This window comes from Rhizobium sp. NLR22b (assembly GCF_019685295.1).
Taxonomy (GTDB): Bacteria; Pseudomonadota; Alphaproteobacteria; order Rhizobiales; family Rhizobiaceae; genus Rhizobium.
This window is the reverse complement of record NZ_JABDWM010000039.1, coordinates 1-24,884: the sequence shown is the minus strand read 5'-3', so window position 1 is coordinate 24,884 and position 24,884 is coordinate 1. Positions and strand designations below refer to the sequence as shown.

Here is a 24,884-nt window from a genome sequence, read left to right as displayed (position 1 = left end):
ACATCGGCGACCTGCTGCCCTTCAATTACTCCAAGACCACTGCGGCCTGATAAAGCTGGGTACTGCTACCCAGCTAAGCGCAAGTGTCCGTCAACTGCCGTCAATGCGCATTGAAAATCGCGCTTACCCTCAAGCAATCAAGCGGCATCCTTCAGGCTGACGGCTACAAAGGATATGGCAAGCTATACGCGCCTGGAGAAAAGGGAGAATCTCGCTTCAAGGAAGCCGCCTGCTGGGCTCATTGGCGACGAGACTTCCACGATATCTGGACATCAAACAAGTCCGAGATCGCGCGAGAGGCTCTCGATCGCATCGGAGCGCTTTACGACATCGAGCGAGGCATCAACGGCCAGCCTCCTGAGATCCGGCTTGCCGCGCGTCAGACCCAGAGCAAGCCTAAGGTCGATGCATTCCGCCACTGGGCTGAAGCTCAACTAACGCGCATTCCGGGCAAAAGCGATCTGGCGACAGCTTTCCGCTACGGATTGAGCCGATGGTCTTCACTCTGTCTGTTCCTCGACGACGGCCGCGTCGCGATCGACAACAATTCCGCCGAGCGGGCACTGCGTCCGATAGGCGTGGGAAGACGGAACTGGCTCTTCGCGGGAGCCGATACGGGAGCGGAGACCTTGGCACGCGCCATGACGATCATCGAGACGGCAAAGATGAATGGTCTTGATCCGCAGGCCTATCTGGCAGACGTGCTCGATCGCATCCACGATCACAAGATCAATCGGTTAGACGAATTGCTTCCGTGGAACTGGTCGGCGATCACCACAATCGACGCGAAGGCAGCCTGATGGCGACAGTCACCTACGTCCGTACGATCAAATTTGTTGCCGAAATCCTCGAAGAGGACCCGGAGCTTCTTCAGGCAATTGTCTCCAACGATGATAATCTGAGCTACGGCAGCATCATCTCCGTGTACACCGGAGACGACGAATCGGTGACCGCACTGACAGACGACGGCATGGACGAATTGGAGCAGACGCTCAAAGATGCCCGCCGCTCACCCCAAGAATGGAACGACTTCCTCGACAGCTTTGTTGACGACGAGCTGCTCGTCGCTCGCATCAAAGCAAAATCTCGGCGGTAGCAATCGGGCGGTTACCTGCCATGTGGCGTTGAGAACCTTTGAAACGGCAGCTTTGATGCCCTCATGCGCATCGGAGACAACCAGCTTCACCCCGCGTAGACCTCGGCGGGTCAGCCGACGCAAAAACTCCGTCCAGATTGGCTCAGCTTCCGATGTGCCGACTTCCATACCCAGGACTTCGCGCCGACTGTCGCTGTTGACGTCGACCGCGATAATGACGGCGACTGAGACGATGCGGCAGCCACGCCGGACCTTGAGATAGGTCGCGTCGACCCAGACATATGGCCATTCGCCTTCAATGGTTCGGTCAAGGAACGCCTTCACCTTAACGTCGATCTCTTCGCACAGCCGCGACACCTGGCTTTTGGAGATGCCACTCATCCCCATGGCTTTGACCAGGTCGTCGACAGAGCGTATCGATATCCCTTGGATATACGCCTCCTGGATAACAGCCGTCAGAGCCTTCTCCGCCATGCGGCGCGGTTCGAGGAAGCTCGGAAAGTAGCTGCCCTTGCGCAGCTTCGGAATGCGAAGCTCGACTGTGCCAGCTCGCGTCTCCCAATCGCGGTCACGATAGCCATTGCGCTGCGCAAGCCGCATAGGGTTCTTCTCCCCGAACCCTGCACCCGTAGCTGAGCCGACCTCCAGTTCCATCAGCCGTTCAGCGGCAAAGCCGATCATCTCGCGCAACAAATCTGCATCAGCGCTCTTCTCAACGAGCGAACGCACGTTCATCATGTCAGTGGTCATCAGTGATCTTTCCGTCAGGTTGTGTCTTGAACAACCCGATCCTAGCGGAAAACACTGATGGCCGCCCGCACAGCCCCTCACTCGCTACAGCGCAATTGGGGACGCGCTTGCGAGAGGCTGTGCTACCGCCGAGCTACACCACTCGGTGGGACACGATCCGCGAGGGCTCGCGGCATGGCTTAGAAGACTACCTCGAAATGAAATATCTTTGCATGGGAGGGCTCTAAAAGTCGCAGGAGTGCCCGCTGTGCATGGCACGGAATTCCCTGCGCCCGAACGACGCTGTGCCCGCGTCCGTCCATATTAGAGTATCCGTCTGAACGAGAGGCGTTTCTCCCAGACAGCCTATGCTCCAGTCGGATTCCGTGGCTCTCCGAACGGCCCGATGCGGTCCTTCATCACCATTGGCGCTGTGATGTGGCCCAGTGCCTTACATGCGCCACGCCGCATCTGGCGAGCAGGGAAAAAAGCCTTGATGAGTGCGGCGCAAGAGAAGACGATACCTTGGCCTGGTCGACCAAACACTCTCAGTCTTCGATCGGAAAGGCAAATCCAGCCTTCACGCGGTCCATGACAACCATTGTTTTAAACCCTTTAATATCATTGTTCTCGTAGAAGAAACGACGCGTGAACTGCTCGTAATCCTCCATATCTTTTGCCGTAACGACGAGCAGGAAGTCGGCGTCCCCGGTTACATAGTAGCCGATCATGACTTCGCGCGTGTTTTTGATTGCTGCCTTAAAGCGATCGATGATGTCAGCCCTCTCTCGCTCGAGGGATACCAGGACGACGACCGTCACATGCCTGCCGACTGCCTTCGGCGACACGATTGAAACGTCAGCCTCGATGACGCCCTCGGCCCGCAAGCGTTTGAGCCGGCGCTGGCAGGCTGTCGGTGAAAGATGTGCTCGTTCTGCCAGTTCCTCGGACGTGAGCTTGTTATTCTTTTGAACGGCGTTGAGAAGCGCGATGTCCGCGCGGTCGAGTTCCATGGTCGTGAAATCCTGCACCTAGCTTTGAAATTCGCAGAATTCCTGCATAGGCGGCATTATATTGGCCGTCAATCTGCATCAGTTTGGCGCACATTGCGACCATCGAAGATAGATGCGGGAAATCAGCGGAGCATATCACGCTGGCCTTCAGCCGCTTCACTCCATCGCGCTACGGAAGGGCTCACAATGACCATCAACATCAAGGACATCGCCGAGAAGGATCGCAACTCGGTACTGCATCCGTTCACTCAGCTGAAGGACTTCGCCAGCGGCAAGCTTGGCGAGCCGACGATTGTTGAAACGGGCAAGGGTATCCGCATCCAGGACGCCTACGGCAATCAGCTCATCGATGGCTTTGCCGGCCTTTACTGCGTCAATGTCGGCTATGGCCGAACCGAGGTGGCCGAGGCGATCTCGCGCCAAGCCTACCGGCTTGCCTATTACCACTCCTATGCTGCCCACACGACCGACGAACTGGCGATCCTGTCAGACCGTCTGGTAAAGATGGCGCCGGGCAAGATGAGCAAGGTGTTCTACGGCATGTCCGGCTCGGACGCCAATGAGACCCAGGCCAAACTCGTCTGGTACTACAACAACCTGCGCGGTAAGCCCACGAAGAAGAAGATCATCTCACGCGAGCGCGGCTACCACGGCTGCAGCGTTGTCTCCGGTTCGATGACCGGCATGAGCTTCTACCATGATCACATGGACCTTCCCCTGCCGCAGATCACCCATACCGGCGTGCCGCATCACTACTGGGGCGCCAATCCTGGCGAGACCGAGCGGGAATTCTCCGCCCGCCGAGCCCTTGAGCTCGACCGCCTCATCGAACAGCTTGGGCCTGACAATGTCGGTGGTTTCATTGCTGAACCCGTGCTTGGTACCGGCGGTATCACGCCGCCCCCGGAAGGCTATTGGGAGGCTATCCAGGCCGTGCTTAAGAAGCACGACGTGTTGCTGATCGCTGATGAAGTCATTACCGGTTTTGGCCGCACCGGCTCGATGTTCGGCTCGCAGCATTATGGCATCGAACCGGACCTGATCACGGTTGCCAAGGGCTTGACCTCTGCCTATTTCCCGCTCTCGGCTGCGATCGTCGGCGAAAAGGTCTATCAGGTGCTGGAAGACGGAGCCGACAAAGTCGGCGCCTTCTCGCATGGCTATACCTATTCCGGCCACCCGATCGGTGCGGCCGCGGCCAACGCCGTACTTGATATTGTCGATAAGGAAGATCTGCCGGGGAACGCTCGCGACGTTGGCGCCTATTTCCAGGCGCAGCTCAAGGAGAAGTTTGCTCAGCTGCCGATCGTCGGCGAGGTGCGTGGTGTTGGCCTTATGGGTGCCATCGAGTTCGTCGGTGACCGCGAGAACAAGACCCGTTTCGATCCGTCGCTGAAGGTGGGCGCGCGCGTCTCGAAGGCAGCTCGCGACGGCGGTCTGATCGCCCGTGCAATGCCGCATGGCGACATCCTCGGCTTTGCCCCGCCGCTTGTCACGACAAAGGCAGAGATCGACGAGATTGTCTCGATTGCCGAAAAGGCCGTGCGCTCGGTCATGGACGACCTGGTGCGCGACGGCCAGAAGATCTGACCGTTAGCGACTTGCGCTTTCCGGGCCATCGCGGAACGGCCAGTCGCAATCAGATGGTCGCCGCCGACCCAACAAGCGGGCAAAGGCTGAGGGATGAGACCTCACCCTGCTCGAAGACCATACCCGCCGCTCTTGCAGGCATTTCATCAGGGAAGGGAAGTTGGCCTATGACCGCTGCCAAACTTCATATTACTACGGGTCTACAGCCCGTATCCGTTCACAGCCCCTTTGACGGCTCTCTGATCGGATCAATCGACATAACGGACGCATCTGACGTCAGCGAGCTCATCATCCGTGCTCGCCGCGGGGCCAAGCTCGCGCGCGACCTGCCGCGGCACAAGCGGGCAAGTATCCTCGAGGGAGCTGCGCAACTTATCGAGCGCCGTCTCGATGCCTTCGCCGAGACCATCGTGCGCGAAGCTGGGAAGACAATCGTTCAGGCGCGCAAGGAAGTCAGCCGTTGCGTTAACACGCTGAAACTTTCTGCCGAAGAAGCAAAGCGCAATGCAGGCGAGATCGTGCCGTTTGATGCGTTTGCCGGATCAGAGCAAAGACAAGGTTGGTTTACGCGGGAGCCGCTCGGAATCATCGCCGCCATAACGCCTTACAACGATCCGCTAAACCTGGTCGCCCACAAGCTCGGTCCAGCAATCGCAGGCGGCAACGCCGTGCTTTTGAAGCCGTCCAATTTGACGCCGTTCTCCGCTATCAACTTGGTGGACGCACTGATCGAAGCCGGCCTGCCGCGCGATGTCATCACAATCGCTCATGGTGACAGGGAACTTGTCACGGCCTTGATCACATCCCGCGATGTCCGCATGGTGTCGTTTACGGGTGGATTTGCAACGGGCGAAGCTATCAGCCGCGCGGCGGGGCTGAAGAAACTGGCGATGGAACTGGGCGGCAACGCCCCTGTCATCGTGATGAATGACTGTGACTTCAGTAAAGCGGTCGATGGTTGTGTTTCGGGCGCCTTCTGGGCAGCCGGTCAAAATTGCATCGGCGCCCAGCGCATTCTCGTTCAGGCAGGAATTTATGAGAGGTTCCGCGATGCCTTCGTCGCCGGCACGAAGAAGCTAAAGTCCGGCGATCCATTGCGCAACGATACGGATATCGGGCCGATGATTTCCACCCAGTCTGCCGAGCGAACTGAAGCGGCCGTCAATGACGCGATCGCTGCTGGAGCTAAACTGCTGTGCGGACACCGACGTGAAGCCTCCCTCTACCACCCGACAGTGCTCGAAGGAACGCCGGTGACGTGCAAGCTGTGGCATGAAGAGGTATTCGCGCCCGTCGTCATGTTGGCACCGTTCGACACCATCGATCAGGCGATCGAGATGGCCAACGATCCGGACTACAGCCTGCATGCGGGCATCTTTACCAGCAATATTAACGTTGCTCTCGACGCCGCCAACCGCATCGAAGCAGGCGGTGTGATGATCAATGACAGCTCCGACTACCGCTTCGATGCCATGCCGTTCGGTGGTTTCAAATACGGCAGCATGGGTCGCGAAGGCGTTCGTTTCGCTTACGAAGAAATGACCCAGCCAAAAGTCGTTTGCATCAACCGGGGATGAAAGTCTGGCTGGAACTGATGCTGGGTTATCCATGATCCTGGGCTGCGCGAAGAAACGCAGTTTGACCAATCGAGGCAATAATGTCTAACACGACTCGTATTGAACACGATCCCCTCGGCCCGGTGAGTGTGCCGGCAGATCGGTATTATGGCGCGCAGACGGCCAGAGCCCTCGCAAACTTTCCAATCTCCGGCATTCCGGTTAAGAGCATGCCGTCCGTCATACACGCACTCGCCCACGTAAAGATGGCTGCTGCACAAGCAAATTGTGACGAGGGTTTGCTTTCGAGCGAAAAACGAGACGCGATCGTGCTGGCTTGCCAGGAAGTGCTGGCGGGTAAACACCACGACGAATTTCTGGTCGACGTCTTCCAAGGTGGGGCGGGCACTTCCACCAATATGAACATGAACGAGGTACTGGCCAATCGCGCGAGCGAACTGCTGGGCGGAGTCAGGGGCGAGGGGCGTTTGGTTCATCCAAATGACGACGTCAACCGATCTCAATCAACAAACGATGCCTACGCGACTGCCGTACGACTTTCCGTGATCCCGGCAAGCCGCCAACTGCGCGATGCCCTTGCGGATCTCGCCGCCGCCCTTAAATGCAAAGCGGAGGAGTTTGCAGACATCCGCAAACTCGGGCGAACACAATTGCAGGACGCTGTTCCGATGACGCTGGGACAGGAGTTTGCAGCGTTCGCGACGACGCTTCTGGAAGACTGTGACCGTCTCGATGAGACAGAGCGATTGTTCCTGGAGGTCAACCTCGGCGGTACAGCAATCGGCACAGGGATCGCAGCCACGCCATCCTACCGATTGCGCGCGATCGAGAACCTATCCCGCAACATGCAACTCCCAGTCGTCGGATCAACAGACCTGCTGGAGGCAAGTTGGGACATGGGTGCATTCATGCTCCACATGGGGCTATTGAAGCGAACTGCGGCGAAGCTTTCGAAGATCGCGAATGATTTTCGGCTGCTATCAAGCGGGCCGCGAGGGGGTATCGGCGAAATTGTGCTTCCATCCCTTCAACCGGGTTCTTCGTTGATGCCTGGGAAGGTCAACCCGGTTGCGGCAGAAGCACTGAATCAGGTCTGCTTCTGTGTGTATGGCATGGATACGACGGTCGGCATGGCTGCCGAAGCAGGGCAGCTTCAGCTGAACGCCATGGAGCCGGTGATCATTTTCAGTATCCACAATGCCATGGAGCTCCTTAAACGATCGATCGGGACATTCGCGAGAACATGCGTCGAAGGGGTTCAGGCCAACGCCGCGCAGTGCGAAGCCAACCTGAAGAATAGCACGGCGTTTGCAACAGAACTTGTGACATCGATTGGCTACGAGGCAGCGGCCGAAATCGTGAAAGCACGATTGGCGAGTTGATTTTTCCGCGGGGAATACGCTGGAGTTTCCCCGCCCTCCGGGGCGAACTGGCTGTCGTCGAATCCGCTTCGACGGCAGCCTCTTTTTAGGATGGGCTGCAACTTGGCAAGGCCGGAGATTGCTCAACCTTTGGTCTGCGTCGTTTGCATATGGGGGCATAAGTGAAAAGGGGACTTCGTGAGCGTTGATTTTGATTTTTATCTGGCACTGCGAGCCGCTCGGGATTGCACAGCATCTGGCGCGAGCGGGATGTTCCCTTCTGCAGAGCGAGGGCAGGCAACTGCAACGGCGTCGCGTGGGTTCAGTTGAGCTCGAAGGAAACCGAGCACAGCTATAGTGAAGTAGGCTTCCAGGTCGGTCTTCAGATATCTGGTCAATTTGGCGGCAAGAAATCTCCGTCCGAGTAGAAGGAGATACCGAAGAGGCTAAGCTATGGAGCAACCGACGCGCCGAGACCCTTGGTGGACAGCTGGCGATGTGTGCCAGAATTTGGCTCTGCAGCCAATTACGCATTGCTTTCTGAGGACTGGTCCGGACCTCCGACTACGGAGCGTACAGGCCGCATGTTCAGCATGCAAAGCAGGATGAGTGATAGTTCATTGAGTTTATAATTCAACGACGAACGACATTGAGGATAGATCCATGACCGAAAAGCTGGCGGTTAATTCTGGGCATGATGACAATGGGCCGGTTCAGCCAGGCCGCTACGATGTCGTTGGCAGCGTTGAGACAAACGTCGCAGATGGTTTCACGCTGGCGGCAGTTGGCGACCTGATCGTCACGCGACCGCTCACAAAGGGCTACCATCCGGGATTTAGTGAGATCGTCGAGATCTTGCGCGACGCCGATGCTACTTTCGCAAATATGGAAACCAACATCCTCGACATTCGGTCGTTCAAGGGAAGTCCACAGGCGGAGCACGGTGGTGCCTATCACGTCAGCCTGCCAGATCTCGGCCCAGATCTGAAGTCCATGGGCTTCAACTTGGTGAGCTATGCCAACAATCATACCTTCGAGTGGGGAGTTGAGGGCATGCGCGAGACATGCCGGGCTCTCGATCAGAATGGAATTGTCTACGCTGGAGTTGGCGAAAACCTGGCACAAGCTGGTGCTGCCCGTTTCCTGGAGACCCCGCGCGGTCGGGTGGCGCTTGTATCATGTGCCTCAACGTTTACGCCAATGTCGCGCGCATGCGATCCGGCCGGTGAGGCCCCGGGCAGACCTGGGCTTAACCCCCTTCGTCTCGAAGAACGGATCGTCGTTCCTCCGTCAATGTTTGAAAGTCTAAGACAAGTGCGTGACGCGCTGCCGAACTATCGGCCCGGTGACAGCAGTTCAACTTCCCTTAAGCTTGCTGGAGCGACGTACACGACTGGCGAGAACGCAGGCTACAGCTACCGACCCAACCCAACCGATGTCGCCGACATCCTGCGCAACACTCGGCAGGGAAAGCAGTTCGCCGATTTCTGCATCGTCACCAATCATGGCCATGAGCCTGGAAATTGGAGCCAGCAGCCTCCCGATTACGAACAAGCGTTTGCACGTCAGATGATCGACGCGGGGGCCGACGCATACATCGTTCATGGGCCGCACCAATTGAGGGGCATCGAGATCTACAAGGGCCGGCCGATCTTCTACAGCGTTGGCAACTTCATAATGGACGACCTCCGGACGCCGGTCGGCGCCGACATGTTCGCAGCATACGGCAAGGATCCGCGAACTGACACCGATGCGGAAGTGACGCTGGCAGAAATGGCAGAAGGATATGAGACGGACGCGGGTTTCACTGATCCGATATTCTACGAGAGCGTCATTGCAGTGAGCCGGTTTGCAAATAATCAGCTCGCGGAAATGCGGTTGTATCCTATCGAACTTGGCCACTCCAAAAGGTTTGCCAATCGCGGTGTCCCACAGCTTGCCTGCGGACAGCAAGGCCGGGCCATTTTGCTACGGATCCAGGAGCTATCGAAGCCATTTGAAACTGAGATCGCAATTGAGGACGGCGTTGGAGTGATCGCTCTGTGAACCCTGAACCGCGCCGAACAGATGGCAGGAGAGGATATTTCTGGCAGACGGGAGTCGCGGAGCTACAGCATGAGAAGCCCGCTATCACAAGGGGGCTGGTAGGACTGTCTTTACAAGGTTCGCCCAGTATCCAATCCCGTATGGAAGAGCCTCATCGTTGAAGTCGTATGTTGGGTTATGGAGCGAAGCTGTTGAACCGTTGCCAATGAAAATCATAGCACCGGGTCGAGCTTCGAGCATGAACGCGAAGTCTTCCGATCCCATGACGGGCTCGAACTGGTCATCTACGCAGATCGGACCCACCAGATTGCGAGCGGCGCTGATGGCGAGGTTCGTCTCCTCAGGAGAGTTGGTCATGATTGGATCAAGCCTGCGGTACTTAAATTCGATCTCCGCGCCATATCCGCTTGCTATCCCGCGCGCTACGGCAGGTATTCGCGTCTCAGCCAAGCCTCGAAGCTCATGCTTCAATGTTCTGACTGTCCCGGACAAAGTCGCGGTTTCGGGTATCACGTTGTAGGACTCCCCCGCGTGCATCTTGGTAATCGAGACGACCAAGGATTCGAGCGGGCTCGTCGACCGAGAGACCAACGGCTGGAGGCCCACGATAATTTGGCCTGCAATCACTATGGGATCGATGTTGCGATGAGGGCTGGCAGCATGTCCTCCTTGGCCCTTGATCACGATATCAAATTCGTCCAGCGCCGCCATAAAAGGACCGTCGCAAATTGCGAACCGCCCAACATCAAGGCCTGGCGAGTTATCCATAGCAAAAACGCGAGATATTCCGAATCTATCCATGATGCCTTCTTGGACCATCCGCTGCCCGCCAAGCGCGTTTTCCTCAGCTGGCTGAAAGATCAAGGCAACGGTGCCGCCAAAATTTGGGGCTTCGGCGAGAAATTTCGCGGCACCGAGCAGCATTGCCATGTGGCCATCGTGTCCACATGCGTGCATTCTTCCAGACATTTTGGAGGACCACGGTTTGTTCGACCTTTCCTCGATGCGGACAGCATCCATCTCCGCCCTCAAGCCAATTGTCGGGCCACCACGATGATTTCCTTCAATCAGTGCAACCAAACCGGTCTCCGCAAGACCAGTCTCGATATGATTTACGCCGAACGATCGGAGTGTTCCTTCCAGGTAAGCTGCGGTTGAGTGCAAATCATAATCAAGCTCTGGATGCTGATGAAGGTGACGGCGCCACTTTGTCGCCTCCTTCACCAAGGGCCTGAAGGTTTTAAGATCGTGCATGGTGCTTTCCTTTGACTTGCGTCCCTGCCGGACCATGGTTCGGTTAAACCAAGCAGGGCGTCAAATTCAGTGTTTCTATACAATAAATCTTGATACGCTATGGATGACATAATGATTATTAGCGGTGCCTCGCTGGCTTTGAAGGGCGAGGCGTTTCGCGGCCACGAACGATGACTTCACAGATGACCAGCTCTTATACTTCGTCTAAGCCAACATTAGGGTGATTGCGGCAATCTCGCCTGCCATCTTCCATCCTTTATCAACTGGCGCACTACCTTCGGAAGCAGCCCCCGGATGGCGGCAACTTCAGCCGAACGCTCATCTCGCGCATTCACCGCAAGAATTACCGACCTCGATATTGATGGGTTTATGATCTTTGCCATTCGTACAAGACCGAGTGACGTTTCCCGCTGGACCGCGGAGGGTGTCAATATGGAGTGAGCTTTACCATCTGCGACCATGTCTATGATCGTTGAGAGCGAATCTATCTCGTACCGGACGTCTAAGAAGACATTGTGCATTTTTGCTGCGTCAGTCACGGCTCTCTGAACACTTGTAACATTCATGGGAACAGCCAGGGGGAAAGCGCTTAGCTGATCAAGAGAAATAACATTTTCAAAAGGGGGGCTGCCCGGAGGGATGATCAGACAGAATTCCTCTTCAGCGAGGACGTCATAATACGAACCGTCATCTTTCATGGTGTAGAAAACAGCGAGGTTGAATCGGCCCGCAACCATCATTTCCTCAATCGAACCGCTCATCCCCTCGACGATCTTTAGCGAGACTTTCGGAAAGCGCTCGTTCGCCATATTGAGTAACTCTGGTGCCATAAAGCGCGCCGGACCGGAGGGCAGTGCGATGGACACTTCACCCACTGGTATCTTCGGCTTGCTGGTAAGCTCTTCCTCGGCAATACTCACCTGATTCAAAATAATGCGCGCATGGTGCAGCAATCGCGAGCCAGCCGGTGTCAGAGTGACGCCGCTACGCTCACGGACGAGTAGCTTGGTTCCTAAGCCGTCTTCCATCTCTCGGACATGAAGACTAAGCGCGCTTTGCGCGACATTCATATACTGCGCGGCTCGGGTAAATCCGCCTGCCTCGGCTATGCCAACGAAATATTTTAACTTCTTAAGATCCACTCTGGTCGTCCGCAACTCGATGAACTTCCAGTAGTATCGCAAATCGAGATGGATAGAAAGGTTTCCGCGAAATTTTGACTGCGGTCGCACTATAAGCGAGTACCGTGTCGTTATTCTCTGCCTATTGGGCTTCCGACGGGCGACCTAGCAACCGATCATCTGAAAAAACGATAATACGGTTTCGGGTTACCGATTCTTTCTCGGTGGCACATAAGCGACGAAACACCGGTCTCAGTCATCGAGCCCGTAAACAGTACGGTTGTTCTTGTAGAGTATCATCCGTGCGGCATCGATGGCTTCCTCCCTCGACAGGCTTCCACCAATGACATGATCCGTCAGGGCCTTTGCCAAGTATCGTTTCCCCCACCGACCTGCGAGCCAATACAACTCCGGAATATGGTATGCATCGCTCGCAAAAAGGATTTTTGAGAGCGGTACCACCTCCATCACCTGCATATATCGCTGATACAAATTCTGATGCACATGAGGCGTCATAATCGAGAGTTCGAGGTAGCAGTTGGGGTAAAGGTGACTGAGCCACGCTGCCTTACCGACCGAGGGATAGCCAGCATGCAGCGGAATAATTTTGGGCATCCGCATCATGTTGTCGCGGTCAAACCGGACAACCTCTTCCAAGTAAAATGGGTCCTGATTTCGTAGGACCACGTCGGGAGCTTCACCGTCACCTGCGTGGATCTGCATGGGCATGTCTCGCTTGAGACACTCCTCGAGGGCGAGGGTGAACGTGTAGCGGCGTAAATCCTTGGTAATTTCCGCGGCAGACTCGCGGTCCATATCAGGCAACTTGTTGAAAGAACTTCTCAGCGCCTCCCAGGAAACTCTTGCAGGAACTCGGTCGTGCAGAGGCCGGATAAGACCAATGAACGGCAGGAGGTAAGATTTCATTCCATATGATTTCTTCCCGAAATTGCCGTTGCCATCTAAAGTCTCGTGCAGCCTTTTGATGTAGCGCTGCTCGAACTCGTCAAAGGAAATGTCGAGATGGAAAAACTCTCTCTGGATCTCTTCAATGCGGCTGATGCGGTTTGACCGGCATGGTAAGATCGCCTCCTCGAAGCGCGCAATCGCTTCGCCACCCCGATCCTCGTGGTAGCCGGTTTCGAGCATGATGTTTTCGTAGTTGACGTCGCGAAACAGGCTGTTCACGTACGTCCAGTAATTCTTGCCGCGCTCATTGCGGGCCTCGATAACCGCGTCCAGTGTCGCCTCGCAGCCAAGAAACTGGGCCAGTTCCTTCACCAGGAACTTGATGAAAATCCCTTGAGAAATGTCACCCGTTACCGCATCTACCTTGCCCTGAATGTCATACATTCTGTTCAGATCATGCCTCCGGGCTTCGTCCCCGGTGAGCCACTCGGTGTAAACGCCCTTTGGAAAGTAAGCCGCCATTGGCATTCCCGCCAAAGAGATGCGCTCCAGGTAGCGCTTTGGCGTAGTAATCGCGTCCTGATCGGTGATAACGTGGCAATGCGTGTCGTCGATCGGTAGTGCATCGACTGCCTCGAATATTGCCGCGAACTCCGGTTCCTGCCTCGAGAGGAATAGCGCTAGGTGCTCCAGGTGATACAAGCCGCTTCGGTTTGAGCTAGTCATCTGAACACTGGCCGTTGAGCCAGTGTGCGAGCCTTTTGGATAATCTGTCATTTGCGGCCTCCTATCGGTTACACCATGACTTTCAGGTCACAAGATTTCGAATATCTCTCTTGGAGCGGTGGTGAGGACATCGACGCCGGTGCGGGTGACCCGAAAGGTCTCGCTGATTACATAGCCGAACTCTTCATCGATCCAGTTTCCAAGCATTAAATGGAAGGTCATGTTTGGTTGCAGCACGGTCATATCGCCGTCACGCAGGCTCGCTGTGGGTTCGGTCCAGCCAATCCCGTGGGCGTAGCCGCAACGGGATTCCTTTGTCAGTCCCTTCTTCTCGATTGTCCGATAAAACGCGTTCGCAACGTCGCTGCAGGTCGCTCCTGGTTGAACGGCCGCGAGCGCAGCATCCAACCCCTCCAGCTGGATATCATGGACTTTGCGGAGACGATCTGACGGAGCCCCGATTGAGTAGGTGCGCATGAGCGCAGCACAGTAGCCATGGCGGGATCCGGCAAGCTCGATGTTGATTTGCGAACCTTGACGGAAAGTGTCTTCGGTCCAGGGGATATGGCATGTTCCCGTTCGCGGCGTCGCGCAGATCGCTATTTCTTCGAGCCGCGTGCCCGGCTTTCCGTTGACGCCTCGGATCAAGACCGAGGCAATCTCAGCGCAGGCATCGGCTTCGCGCACTCCAGACCGAATGACCTCTGCGGCGCGGGCAATCGCAGCATCAGAAATGGCCGCTGCTTCCCGCATAATTTCGATCTCAAGATCGGATTTGATGAGACGAATCCAGGTGACTGCCTTCGTGCAGTCGACGACGTTGGATGCCTGCAACCGTCTTTTGAATTTGTCGGCGGTGAGGGTGGCGAGGCTGAATTCCTCAATACCGATCCGCTTGTCTGCAACGCCCGCTTCCAGGAGGTAGTCGATAATAGCATTGTATCCGTCCTTATTCGGGTGAGCGATCAACTGCTCTGGATAGGCAAATATTTTGTCCCTCTCCATAAAGCACTGGTGCATAGCAGCCGGGGCATCCATGCGGCGCAGAATAAAGACTGGCTCTTCCTCCGTCGCAAGAACCACCAAGGCTTGAGGTACATAGGCTGATCGAGCAGTGTAACCGGTGAGATAAGTGATGTTGTGCTGATCGGACACAACGAGCGCCTCGACATCTCGGCGCGCCATTTCAGACTTAACCAATGTAAGACGCCGCAGATATTCGCTCCGAGGGAACGCGGGTGGTGCCTTGCTTATCGTCATGTCGGTCATCCTTTATATGAACTTTTTGCTGACAGACCAGTCGCGCGTTAAGAGCAGCGTTTCGAGCCACACCCGAGCGTAGGATCACGGGGTGACGGACTCCATGAGCATTCTGCTCAGGGTCGTGATGTCGTAGACCGGCAGTCCGGTGGATTGGCGAAGTGGCTGTGCAATTCGGGGGAACATGGTACACTCGAGCAACAATGCCCGGATTTCAGGATGTTTCTCCCGCAACCGATCTAAGCACGAGCAGACATCCTCTCGCAGGACACTTAGGTCTGTTCGCACCGGCGGTCGTGCCATTTCGTTTTCCCAAGTTGGCGTGTTTTCAATTCCGCCAACAACCACCCGTGAAATGTCATGTGGATCTGACAAGCCGAGCAGTTCGGGCCCACAGTGAGTGGAATCGAAGGTGAGGACCGCAAGCTTTGCTTCGCCGGACAACTGTCGAACGATCATTGGTATCAGCAAAAGGGCTGACAGAGCAACCCGAACGCGGACAGCAGCTGCAATTGCGGCCTGGTGCCGAATGGCAAAGCCACAGTCTGCTATAATCGCTGTAGCTCCACGGCTGGCAAGGTGCTGCGCTGCTACGATGTAAGGTCCTTCCAGGTATGGATCACCGCGAACGACAACATCCGCCCATGCCCCGGGAACGGTCTCTCGAATGGTCGGGAACGCGAATATCGATGCGTCATGCAAGGACCCAGGTAAAGGTGAGCCGTTTGGGTCAGATCCTGGCTCGAGATCCAGAATTCCAAGGATGCCGTTGCTAACTGAGAATCGTTCTTGACACATGTTCGCACCAGTGGCTTGTGAGGGATAGAAAACCCGGGATGTCACGGGGACTGATCGCCGCCGTGTCGAACCTGACTGGGCTGACTTCAATGAGCATTTTCGCCAGACCGACATAGTCGGCAATCATCAAGCCGGTCTCACAGCGCACGGCGTCGGCCGCGAGCGGGAAGGCAGCGCATTCGAACACAAGTGCGGCAACGTCAGGCTCACGCTTAAGCAGCGATCGTGTGGCTATCATCACATCTTCGACGATGGCCGACGCGGGTAGGTCGGGAATCTGCGCGGCCAATCGCGTCCACGTCTCAGACCCTTCGATGCCGGCTACGGCGACATCGATCTGAGCCGATGACCATCCGGCTGCCGCAAAGTGTTTTTCTCCCATCCGCGTCGCATCATAGGTAAGGATGCCGACTTTCTTGCCCTTGGGAACAGTCGTCGCAGCGAACGGCACCAAGGAGAGGCTCGACAAGGCGACCGGGACCTTTACGGCTGCTGCAAGCTGCCTTTGGAATAGCGACGTAAATCCGCAATTCGAGGTGATCGCCGAAACGCCGTCGTTCTCCAATTGCCGGGCGCAACGGATATAGGCGTCAAGAATATCCTCGTCCCCGTCCATAACAGTTCTGACCGTGGCCCCTGGGACCGCATTTTGTAGGGTTGGAAACGAAAATGTATTGGGATTGCAAAGCGACCCGGCATGAGTGATTGGCAGGTTTTCCAAAAGAAGGAGACCCAGGGTCTTTTCCACTTTCCACCTCCAAAACTGAGAACTTCGTTCTGCCTAGAGCGAGATCAATTTTCGCGGGCAACAGGCGGCTAAACCTACGAATTCAGTGGCATCATTTCGCCTGCGTCAGCGCTGCAAGAGCCTGGCGATGGACCTGGTCGCAGCGAGGCTGGACCATTTCCTGCCAGTCTGGCCGTGCGGGGTTGTAGTGTTCCCGCGTGGCGTTTCGTATACGCTTCCCAATCTCGGTGTTGGCTTGGTCGGGGCGGTATGCGAAAAGCCAATGATCGTTGCGCAGGACTTCGCGGCCTTTGTCCGGGCTGAAGGTGCCAAACTCCAGGCACACATAGGTGTGCCGGCTGCCCAGTGCACCCTGCCAGAACTCGTCTTGCGTACCCGTGATGGCGACTGACGATGAGGTTCCAAGATCGGGCGACGTCACAGATGGTCCAAAGATCTCCAAGGCTCGATGATACCCGTCAAGACCCGAGGAGGTTTCGGTTTGAAGCTCGCCATAGCCATAGGGGCCAAGCCCGGTGTGATAATCAACAATGATCACGTTTTGTCGCTCTGCAATCCTGTAATCCATGCAGATTTTCTCCAAGACTAGCCGCGGCTCAGACGGGCGCTTGCCTCCGAAAAACATGCCTTCGGGTCGGGAATATTGCCCTTTCTTCCGTGCCGTCTGAAACGCGGCCTCGCCATGGGTCGCCCGGAATTCGGCGATCGCGTGCTCTGCGACTGCCAAACTTTCGACTGAGAGGTCCGATGGAACAAGATGATCTGCCAACTCGTCATAGCCCGGATTTTCTGGTAGCGGCTTGGAGAAATCGACGAAATTCCGATTGAGGTCGCATCCCTCGGCAGTGACGCGCCGGTCCCAGGCAAAGCCATATGCGTTCAAGGCGTGAATTAAGAGAATGCCAACAGATTCCCCGAGGCTATTTCCCAACTGCGACTGAAGAAGGGACAACTGCGCTGCGGATCCGCAATAGCCCTCCACACCATGCGTGCCTGCGATAGAAACAAGCACGTTGTCTGCATCGGGGTCTCCGAGATAGGCGACATCCGTAGAGAGTGGCTGGCCTTCAGGTCCACTGTGGCTCGATCGGTAAGATTGGACCTTCGTCGCGTCTAGAAAACGCGTGCGGGCTTCGAAATAGGTAACCGAAAACAGGTTCTTCATGGCGTCTTTATCGCTATGGGGTGGGCGTGCGCTGGCGCCACAGGATGTGGCGCCAGCTCAGAAATCCGCGACTATGGCGCAGGCGAAGCATTCTATTTCCGGCTGGACAAGAAGCTCACTGCACGAGGCTACGAGATGGAAACTAACTCTCGCTCGAACTGCGTCAGAGGCTCATTTCCTTCCTCAGTCACCAGGAAGGATTGCGTGATCGCGATGCCAGTGTCATCGAGCCAAAGACCGGACATGCAATGAAATGCCATGCCCGGCTGCAAGACCGTCGTGTCTCCCGGACGCAAGCTGACCGTACGCTCACCCCATGTCGGCGGGAAACCAAGGCCTATCGAATAGCCGAGGCGTGCTTCCTTCTCGAAACCATGTTTGGCGATCGAGCCGCGCCATACCAGCTCGACCTCTTCGGCCGCCATGCCTGGACGGATGCTGCCCATCGTTGTGTTCAATCCCTCGACCACCGCCGCAGCAAGCCGGCGGTAACTATCCGGCGGCTGGCCCAGAAATACTGTGCGCGTCATCGGGCAATGGTAGTGAAGGCGCGATCCTGCGATCTCTATGTTGAGTGGCGCATCTTTCTTCAAAGGGCGATCGGTCCACAGGCCATGTGGTGTTCGCACGCGTTCATCGGCACAAAAATGCGGAGGGCTTGTCGTATAGACGCCACCGGCGTCAGTTAGCCCAGAAATCTGCGCCTTGTATATCTCTGCAACCACGTCGCACTCGCGCACACCTGGGGCGCATTTTGCGACTGCCGCCGACATCGCGGCATCAACGATTTGACCGGCTTGGCGCATATAGGTCTGCTCTGCGCTGCTCTTCACCAACCGTACGCGGTTGACCAAAAGTTCGGCATCCTCGAACCGTACGTTCGGCAGGGAGCTGACAAACTCGGCGTGGATCCGGGCAGTATAATAATACGCCCCCATCTCGACGCCGATTACACCTTTGTCGAGGCGCCGTTCCTTCAATATCTCAGATACCGGTTGAACGGGATGTGAGGTGGTCGATTGAACGAAACTGTCTGGATACGCGCGGATGTTCTCCTCGCGCAAATAGGTCGTATCGCGCGCCGAAACGGCGTCCATGAACCGGCCGATCCAGATCGGTTGATCCTCGTTGGCGGCGACGACAAGAAACAGTGGAGCATAAAACGCCCATGCGTCGAAGCCCGTCAGATAGAAGATGTTGGCCGGATCAGAAAGAATGAGAGCATCAAATCCTGACGCCTGCATTTCCACTTTTGTAGCGGCAAGGCGCGCCTGGTACTCAGTTTCGGTGAAATAAAGGGCTGGCATAGCGGCTCCTGTTGGCTCGGACTTGGAAACAGTCATGCGCTTCTCGCAGCAAGAGACCTGCTCCATGGGATCTAAATTTGCTTCCACTCTCTGGAGGAAAGCTTCGAATTTATCGGCTGCTCGAGAGGCTTGGCGAATACGCCAAACAATACGAGCGAGAGGTTGGTGGCGGGAATTCGAGAGTATGTCCCGCCACGGAAGGCCCTTGTTTATTAGGCGGTTGCCTCAAGGACCGTATTCTGAGAGCTGCTCCTGGCGCGCCACCAAGTGACGTAAAGCGCGATCATCCACAGGATCGGAAGAAGGGTCAGGAGAGACGCCACGGCGGCCACGGTGGGATCGATCTCGTTGCGAATGTTTTCCCACATTTTCAGTGGCAACGTGCGGACCGAATATCCGCTGACCAAAGATGTCACGACCACCTCGTCAAACGAATGGATGAATGCGAAGAGCGCGCCGCCAATGATCCCCGGTCGGATCAGTGGGAATGTCACCCGCATAAAAGCGGTAAAAGGTCTAGCGCCCATGCTTTTCGCCGCCTGCTCCAAGCGCCTGTCGAAATTGGCGAGAGTCGCGGAAACAATAACGACGACGTAGCTGATTGCGCCAATCGTATGGGCAAGCACGATGCCCGTCTCAGTTCCAATAAACCCTAGATTGACCAGGCCGAAGTAGCTCGCCACGCCGACGACAATGACGGGGATCGTGATCGGAGCAAGAATCACCATTGTCAGCCAGCCTCGAATATCTGATGCGATCCGGCTAAGGCCATAAGCTGCCAAGGTCCCGAGGACGGTCGACAGAGCCGCAACGGCCAAACCAATCTTGATGCTGGTCCAGGCTGCGCCATACCAGGCTTCGTCACCGAAGAAGCTGCCATACCACTGAAACGAGAATCCGGAGGGAGGAAACTGTAGCGTCGCATCGCTGCTGAACGACATGATGATCACGACGACTTCGGGAAACAGCAGGAAGAAAATGACAAGCGTCAAGGTGAGAATGCCGGCAAAACGCGACCATCCGCCACCAACCCGAGCCTGATAAAGTGCCTTGGACCATTGTTTGGATCTTGAAGCGACCGAAAGCTCATTCAGATACTGCTTCACCGCTCGGAGCAGGCTGAACCGTTCCATGAAACCCTTGCGTAGTTTCGGTGCGCTGTCTTGTGTCCCCGAGAGGTTCAGCCCGAACACAGAGAGCATCACCACGGCAATCGCCAGAAGGACGAATGAAGAGGCGCTGACTGAGCCCATATTGAACCCGGTCGATACTTGGGAGGCAATAAAGGTTGAGAGCATCGCGTCTCCTAATCCACCCAACGCCGCTGGCGTGATGTAAAAGCCCAGGCAGATGACGAAGACCAGCAGTGTTCCGCTTCGAACACCAGGCATGCTCAAAGGGAAGTAAACCCGCCAAAAGGCTGTCGATGGCTTCGCGCCCATGCTTTTGGCGGCCGCAATTAAGGATGTGTTGATGCCGAGCATGACACTCACAAGCGGCAGTATCATCATCGGCAGCATGATGTGAACCATGCCGACATAGACAGCGGCGCGATTGTAAATGAGAGGTAGAGGGCTGGAAATAAGGCCCCAATTCATGAGGGCGCTGTTGATCAAACCATTGTCCCCGAGGATCACGACCCAGGAATAGGTGCGCGCCAAACCGCTTGTGAGATAGGGAATAACGACGGGAACGATCAGGACCATGCGCGCGCGCTTAGACGCTGTCGAAATTAGATATGCCGTAGGATATCCGACCAACAAGCAGATGACCGTCGCTATTGCGCTGATCTCCAGAGTCTGTAGCAAGACCCGGATGTTGGCATACTGCCCCAAGAACGAAGAATAGTTCTGAATGCTGAAATTAGGTGCGTTCAGACTTTCGAGAAAAAGCTGGACGGTTGGTACGCCGAATACAACGAGCAGAACCGCCATAGCCGGTAGTACGAGGATTATAGGAGCACGGCCAATTCTTTGAAATACTTGCATCTGTGTGCCTCCCCGGTTCATTCATCGAGCAGACGGACGTCCGCCCGAAGCCAGTCGAGACGCACCGATCCACCGGGGGCAAAAACCTCTTGGCCAGACGCCACGTGTTGACGCACTATTAAGGATTTGTCTCCGACACGGACCTGATATTTCCTCAGGGGTCCGGCGTAGATCATTTCTTCTACAATTCCGGTGACGATCTGGCTCTGACCGAGTTCAGCCGGTGCAGGGGAATTTACCGCAGAGATCCGGACGCGCTCAGGTCGAACCATCGGCACTTTCCCGCGGAAGTTCTGATCGTTGAAGCCAAGCTCCGGTGAATCCAGAACATTTGCTTCTCCCAAGAAGTTGGCAACGAAGCGAGTAGCTGGCCGGTCATAGAGTGCTTCAGGCGTGTCCAGCTGTTCGATTTTGCCGTTCCTCATAACCACGATGCGGTCCGAGAGCGTGAGCGCCTCTTCCTGGTCATGCGTGACGCAAATTGTGGTTTTCCCAAATTCGCGGTGGAGCCCCTTGATCTCCCCCTGCATCTGTTCTCTGAGGTTCCTATCCAGAGCGCCAAGTGGCTCATCCAAGAGAAGGATCGGAGGATCAGCAATAAGGGCGCGCGCAAGAGCGACACGCTGCTGCTGACCGCCGCTGAGTTGCGATGGCATGCGCTCACCAAACGAGTCCAGATGAACTCGCTTGAGCATTCGTTCAACCAAAGGAGCCCGCTCGTTCGCCTTCATGCCCCGCATTTCAAGCGGGAACTCAAGATTTCGTCGGACCGTCAGGTGCGGAAATAGTGCGTAACTTTGAAAGACGATCCCCTGGTCTCGGCCGTATGAAGGCACAGCTGCGACAGACTTGCCTGAGATCAGGATGTCGCCCTTCGTCGGGGATTCAAATCCTGCCAGCATCATCAGCGCCGTGGTTTTACCTGAGCCGCTCGGACCCAGGATGGTCAAAAATTCCCCGCGCCGAACGGTGAGTGAAAGCTCGGTGACAGCTGCGACCGGGCCATACATTTTGGTGACATCGCGAAATTCGATTTGGGCGGGGACGCGGTCTTCCAATTTCTGATCCTCGGTATTTGCCTGTTTTGGCAGTTTCGCGACGGGGTGTTCATCCGACCGCAGGTGAGCAGACTGAGACATGCTGCTGTCCTCCATCCATGGCGCCCAAAGCGCCTGTGTTAGGTTGCCAATGTGCCGACTGGCGACACATTGGCTTCGAGCGTCCGCTGCTTACCGGATGACCCAGTCGCTCCAGCGCTGCACAAGGCGCTGGATATTTGAAAGGCCATCGGGGCCGACTTCGGAATACCAAGCGCCATTCAGAAGGATCGCCTTCTCAAGATACTTGGGATGGCTGGGCAGCGTAAGGCCAAGCTCTTCAGGGATAAGCTTAAATGCGTTCCGGTTGGTGGGGCCTTCCGGATAGAGCTTGGCAAAGGCTGCCTGGTTCTCGGCACGGCTTACGAATTCAACGAACTTCTGGGCATTTTCGGCATTGGGGCTGTTTTTTGGGATGACCCAGTAGTCCCAGGTCATCTTTGCCTGGTTTCGATTGAGCTCCAACGCAGCGCCCTTGGCAATCGCGGAGGCCGCGCGGCCGTCATAAGACATCATGACGTCGCCGGCTCCGCTCAGCATCAGCTGTTGGATTTCGGATCCAGCCGTCCACCACTTGCGGACGTGAGGCTTGATCTTGTCAAGGCTGGCGAAGATCCGGTCGATGTCCATTGGATAGATCTTGTCCGGAGCGACGCCGTCAGCCAAGAGTGCTTCTTCCCAAGGACCTTCCGAGCCGTATTGACCTGAAACCAGGTATCGGACGCCCGGGAATTTCTCGGTATCCCAAAACTCCGCCCAGTTAGTGGGCCTCGCTTTGTCCGCGGGATATTTCTTCGTGTTGTAAACCAGATTGTACGTGTAGAAGAAAAAGCCGACGCCAAAGTCTTGTTTCACATTCGGGACAAGTCCCTCGATATCGTCCTTTCTGAATTTCGAATAATCAATCTTCTCCAGATAGCCTTTCTCGGCAGCTTGCAGGGCCGCACCTTGGCTCATAGGGCCGACATCGATGGTTACGCTATTCGTCTTCTGCATCAGCTCGAGCTGTGCAAACTCGAAGTCTTGAGTCACCGGGATAACCTTGATGCCCGTTTCAGCTTCAAATGGTTTGGCGTAGGCTTCGATCACGTATTTGCCGAGCTGCCCACCGTAGGTTAGTACTCGGACCTCGCCGGCTGTCTGTGCCGAGGCGTTGACAACAGGCGTTGCCAAAGTAGCGACGGCAATGGCGAAGGACGCCTGCATGATTCGTCTGCGGTTGATCAAAATGCTCATCTTCGTTCACCCTCTATTTTTCCCCGCCACTATTGACGAGGTTCTGAAGTTCTGCGGCAAGTAGCGTCTGGCTAAGGCGCCAGGACCCTTTCAACCAAGTTCACCCAGTAGCCAACGCCGAAAGGCAAAGCATCGTCGTTGAAGTCGTATTCGGGGTTGTGGACGGAGGCCGTCGGACCGTTGCCAAGAAAGATGTAAGAACCTGGCCGCGCCTCAAGCATGTATGCGAAATCTTCCGATCCCATACCTGGCTTGATGAGATCGTTGACTGATGCGTGCCCAACCAGATCGCGTGCTGCGTCAACCGCTATCTTCGTCTCGGCCTCGTGGTTCACAGTGACTGGTTCGAGACGGCGATACGCAAAATCGATATCCGCGCCAAACCCGCCGGCGATGCCCTGGGCGGCTTCGAAAATCCCTTTTTCTGCAAAGTCGCGGAGGGCGGGGGAAAGCGTCCGGACAGTCCCGCAAATAACCGCATGCTGCGGGATGATATTATAGGCTTCTCCGGCATGGATCTTGGTCACGGAGATGACCAAAGCCTCTTGAGGATCGGTGTTCCTCGAAACCAAAGTCTGGAGGCCGAGAACGATTTGGGCGCCGATGACAATGGGGTCAATATTCTTGTGAGGCGTCGCGGCGTGACCGCCTCTACCCCGAACAGTAATGTCAAATTCATCGAGCCCCGCCTGAATTGGGCCGCTGCAAATGCTGAATTTGCCGACCTCCAGTCCCGGGTAGTTGTGCATTCCGAAAATCTTGGAGATGCCAAATCGATCCATGATGCCTTCCTGCACCATCTTCTCTGCACCCCGGCCGTCTTCCTCGGCTGGCTGAAATATGAGGGCGACAGCGCCCTTGAAATTGCGCGTCTCCGCCAGATACTTCGCTGCCGCTAGAAGCATTGCAGTATGGCCGTCATGACCACATGCATGCATTTTTCCAGGAGTTTTCGATGCCCACGGTTTTCCGGAGGCTTCCAATATTGGTAGCGCGTCCATGTCGGCACGCAGCCCGATTGTCGGACCGTCACCAAGGTTGCCCTGAATTACGGCAACCAAGCCGGTCTGCGCTATTCCGGTTTCTATGTGGTTGATGCCGAACGAAGCCAATTTTTCGGCGACGAAATTTGCCGTGTCGTGGACGTCATAGTCCAGCTCAGGATTCTCGTGAAGATACCGGCGCCATACCGTCGCTTCGTCTCTAAGCTTTTCGAAGTTTTCAATGCCGCGCATCGTTTATCCTTTTTGATCTTGGATCGCTAAACGAAAAATCCCTCGGCTGCGGATCCGCCACCATCTTCACTGAACTCTCAGGTCCAGGCGACATGTGGGCTTGGGCAGATCATATACCCGCAATTTTGGTTCCCTTTTTTTACCAACGTGCCTTCGCGGGCTGTCCTAGGCAAATAGAGACTCAATATAAGCGCCATCTGGAAACGAGATGGCATACTAGTGGAGGGGGTCAGTTGGGCTTGCCTGAGGGCGTGACGCACTCTTCCCGAGGAGCCACCAGTTTTACGAGGTCGAAGACAAGCTCCGCCCGGACTGGCTCTGTGCGCCATCGCTACACAACCGGCAGCACTGTGCCGGGCAGTGTCGACCAAACGTCCTTGGGATTCTTCCGGCTGCTAGTTCTGATTGGGCAAGGTGCGAAGACCTCGTCGAAACGACGCTACGCAAAGCCCCCCAACTGGTTAAGGGGTACCAGGCTCATTGTGCTCGATTTTGCCCCCTGGAGCGCGGACGTGACACGCGACAGCGCGGCCATCGGGCATTGACACCAGCGGGGGCACGTCAATGCGACAGCGGTCTTGTACGAGCGGGCAGCGCGGGTGGAATGCACACCCGCTCGGTGGGTTGA

The 24,884-nt window shown here is 56.0% G+C and carries 17 protein-coding genes and 2 pseudogenes; 6 read left to right on the top strand and 13 right to left on the bottom strand.

Going from position 1 to position 24,884, the window contains the following annotated elements; genetic code table 11:
• Positions 1-128 precede the first annotated feature (128 nt).
• Together tnpC and HJC00_RS31425 are read left to right on the top strand one after the other, a co-directional pair.
• Positions 129-800, top strand: a pseudogene (gene tnpC, locus HJC00_RS31430) (IS66 family transposase); the annotation flags it as partial.
• Complete coding sequence (locus HJC00_RS31425; RefSeq protein WP_138396828.1) at positions 800-1,096, top strand: hypothetical protein; 297 nt, start codon at positions 800-802, stop codon at positions 1,094-1,096. The pseudogene tnpC and the gene HJC00_RS31425, both read left to right, overlap by 1 nt.
• Positions 1,097-1,111: 15 nt before the next feature.
• Here the strand turns inward: HJC00_RS31425 and HJC00_RS31420 are convergent.
• Both HJC00_RS31420 and HJC00_RS31415 read right to left on the bottom strand, forming a co-directional pair.
• A pseudogene (locus HJC00_RS31420) lies at positions 1,112-1,846 on the bottom strand (IS256 family transposase); the annotation flags it as partial.
• Between the two features lie 527 nt (positions 1,847-2,373).
• The gene (locus tag HJC00_RS31415) at positions 2,374-2,838 is read right to left on the bottom strand and encodes an Lrp/AsnC family transcriptional regulator (protein WP_115097769.1); all 465 of its coding nucleotides are present in this window, start codon (positions 2,836-2,838) and stop codon (positions 2,374-2,376) included.
• A gap of 186 nt (positions 2,839-3,024) precedes the next feature.
• Here HJC00_RS31415 and HJC00_RS31410 point away from each other — a divergent pair, with 186 nt between their 5' ends.
• The 4 genes from HJC00_RS31410 to HJC00_RS31395 all read left to right on the top strand — a co-directional run bounded on the left by HJC00_RS31410 (position 3,025) and on the right by HJC00_RS31395 (position 9,412).
• Complete coding sequence (locus HJC00_RS31410; RefSeq protein WP_207603910.1) at positions 3,025-4,428, top strand: aspartate aminotransferase family protein; 1,404 nt, start codon at positions 3,025-3,027, stop codon at positions 4,426-4,428.
• Positions 4,429-4,595: 167 nt separating this feature from the next.
• Entirely contained in the window at positions 4,596-6,005 is a 1,410-nt protein-coding gene (locus HJC00_RS31405) for an aldehyde dehydrogenase family protein (RefSeq protein WP_168333668.1), read from the top strand.
• 80 nt (positions 6,006-6,085) lie between these two features.
• Complete coding sequence (locus HJC00_RS31400) at positions 6,086-7,387, top strand: aspartate ammonia-lyase (protein ID WP_207603911.1); 1,302 nt, start codon at positions 6,086-6,088, stop codon at positions 7,385-7,387.
• Between the two features lie 642 nt (positions 7,388-8,029).
• Positions 8,030-9,412, top strand: a complete 1,383-nt coding sequence (locus HJC00_RS31395) for a CapA family protein (protein WP_168333670.1) — start codon at positions 8,030-8,032, stop codon at positions 9,410-9,412.
• Between the two features lie 84 nt (positions 9,413-9,496).
• On the opposite strand, the gene HJC00_RS31390 is transcribed toward HJC00_RS31395, so the two are convergent.
• From HJC00_RS31390 to HJC00_RS31340, 11 genes are all read right to left on the bottom strand, one after another.
• Positions 9,497-10,666, bottom strand: coding sequence for a M20 aminoacylase family protein (locus HJC00_RS31390; RefSeq protein ID WP_168333671.1), 1,170 nt, complete (start codon positions 10,664-10,666; stop codon positions 9,497-9,499).
• A gap of 215 nt (positions 10,667-10,881) precedes the next feature.
• Positions 10,882-11,808 carry a LysR family transcriptional regulator gene (locus tag HJC00_RS31385; RefSeq protein WP_207603912.1) on the bottom strand — a complete coding sequence of 309 codons (927 nt, stop codon included), beginning with the start codon at positions 11,806-11,808 and terminating at the stop codon, positions 10,882-10,884.
• 231 nt (positions 11,809-12,039) lie between these two features.
• Positions 12,040-13,473 carry an amidohydrolase family protein gene (locus HJC00_RS31380; RefSeq protein WP_246569470.1) on the bottom strand — a complete coding sequence of 478 codons (1,434 nt, stop codon included), beginning with the start codon at positions 13,471-13,473 and terminating at the stop codon, positions 12,040-12,042.
• A gap of 36 nt (positions 13,474-13,509) precedes the next feature.
• Positions 13,510-14,682 carry a Xaa-Pro peptidase family protein gene (locus HJC00_RS31375; protein WP_207603913.1) on the bottom strand — a complete coding sequence of 391 codons (1,173 nt, stop codon included), beginning with the start codon at positions 14,680-14,682 and terminating at the stop codon, positions 13,510-13,512.
• A 772-nt stretch (positions 14,683-15,454) separates the two neighbouring features.
• Positions 15,455-16,228 (bottom strand): hypothetical protein, encoded by a 774-nt coding sequence (locus tag HJC00_RS31370; protein ID WP_183605072.1) that lies wholly within the window; start codon positions 16,226-16,228, stop codon positions 15,455-15,457.
• A 91-nt stretch (positions 16,229-16,319) separates the two neighbouring features.
• Positions 16,320-17,393 (bottom strand): DUF2817 domain-containing protein, encoded by a 1,074-nt coding sequence (locus HJC00_RS31365; RefSeq protein ID WP_168333674.1) that lies wholly within the window; start codon positions 17,391-17,393, stop codon positions 16,320-16,322.
• 128 nt (positions 17,394-17,521) lie between these two features.
• Positions 17,522-18,736 carry a Xaa-Pro peptidase family protein gene (locus HJC00_RS31360; protein WP_246569471.1) on the bottom strand — a complete coding sequence of 405 codons (1,215 nt, stop codon included), beginning with the start codon at positions 18,734-18,736 and terminating at the stop codon, positions 17,522-17,524.
• A gap of 176 nt (positions 18,737-18,912) precedes the next feature.
• On the bottom strand, positions 18,913-20,688 hold the full coding sequence (locus HJC00_RS31355) for an ABC transporter permease subunit (protein WP_168333675.1): 1,776 nt from the start codon (positions 20,686-20,688) through the stop codon (positions 18,913-18,915).
• A gap of 17 nt (positions 20,689-20,705) precedes the next feature.
• A complete protein-coding gene (locus HJC00_RS31350; protein WP_168333676.1) occupies positions 20,706-21,827 on the bottom strand; it encodes an ABC transporter ATP-binding protein in 1,122 nt (373 codons plus the stop codon).
• Positions 21,828-21,917: 90 nt separating this feature from the next.
• A complete protein-coding gene (locus tag HJC00_RS31345; protein WP_207603914.1) occupies positions 21,918-23,021 on the bottom strand; it encodes a polyamine ABC transporter substrate-binding protein in 1,104 nt (367 codons plus the stop codon).
• 71 nt (positions 23,022-23,092) lie between these two features.
• Positions 23,093-24,256 carry a M20 aminoacylase family protein gene (locus HJC00_RS31340; RefSeq protein ID WP_168333678.1) on the bottom strand — a complete coding sequence of 388 codons (1,164 nt, stop codon included), beginning with the start codon at positions 24,254-24,256 and terminating at the stop codon, positions 23,093-23,095.
• Positions 24,257-24,884: the final 628 nt, after the last annotated feature.

Coding starts and splice junctions, on each gene's coding strand:
- HJC00_RS31410 (WP_207603910.1), top strand. CDS start 3,025: ATGACCATCAACATCAAGGACATCGCCGAGAAGGATCGCAACTCGGTA.
- HJC00_RS31345 (WP_207603914.1), bottom strand. CDS start 23,021: ATGAGCATTTTGATCAACCGCAGACGAATCATGCAGGCGTCCTTCGCC.
- HJC00_RS31350 (WP_168333676.1), bottom strand. CDS start 21,827: ATGTCTCAGTCTGCTCACCTGCGGTCGGATGAACACCCCGTCGCGAAA.
- HJC00_RS31355 (WP_168333675.1), bottom strand. CDS start 20,688: ATGCAAGTATTTCAAAGAATTGGCCGTGCTCCTATAATCCTCGTACTA.
- HJC00_RS31390 (WP_168333671.1), bottom strand. CDS start 10,666: ATGCACGATCTTAAAACCTTCAGGCCCTTGGTGAAGGAGGCGACAAAG.
- HJC00_RS31380 (WP_246569470.1), bottom strand. CDS start 13,473: ATGACAGATTATCCAAAAGGCTCGCACACTGGCTCAACGGCCAGTGTT.
- HJC00_RS31425 (WP_138396828.1), top strand. CDS start 800: ATGGCGACAGTCACCTACGTCCGTACGATCAAATTTGTTGCCGAAATC.
- HJC00_RS31405 (WP_168333668.1), top strand. CDS start 4,596: ATGACCGCTGCCAAACTTCATATTACTACGGGTCTACAGCCCGTATCC.
- HJC00_RS31360 (WP_246569471.1), bottom strand. CDS start 18,736: ATGACTGTTTCCAAGTCCGAGCCAACAGGAGCCGCTATGCCAGCCCTT.
- HJC00_RS31365 (WP_168333674.1), bottom strand. CDS start 17,393: ATGAAGAACCTGTTTTCGGTTACCTATTTCGAAGCCCGCACGCGTTTT.
- HJC00_RS31375 (WP_207603913.1), bottom strand. CDS start 14,682: ATGACGATAAGCAAGGCACCACCCGCGTTCCCTCGGAGCGAATATCTG.
- HJC00_RS31415 (WP_115097769.1), bottom strand. CDS start 2,838: ATGGAACTCGACCGCGCGGACATCGCGCTTCTCAACGCCGTTCAAAAG.
- HJC00_RS31400 (WP_207603911.1), top strand. CDS start 6,086: ATGTCTAACACGACTCGTATTGAACACGATCCCCTCGGCCCGGTGAGT.
- HJC00_RS31340 (WP_168333678.1), bottom strand. CDS start 24,256: ATGCGCGGCATTGAAAACTTCGAAAAGCTTAGAGACGAAGCGACGGTA.
- HJC00_RS31395 (WP_168333670.1), top strand. CDS start 8,030: ATGACCGAAAAGCTGGCGGTTAATTCTGGGCATGATGACAATGGGCCG.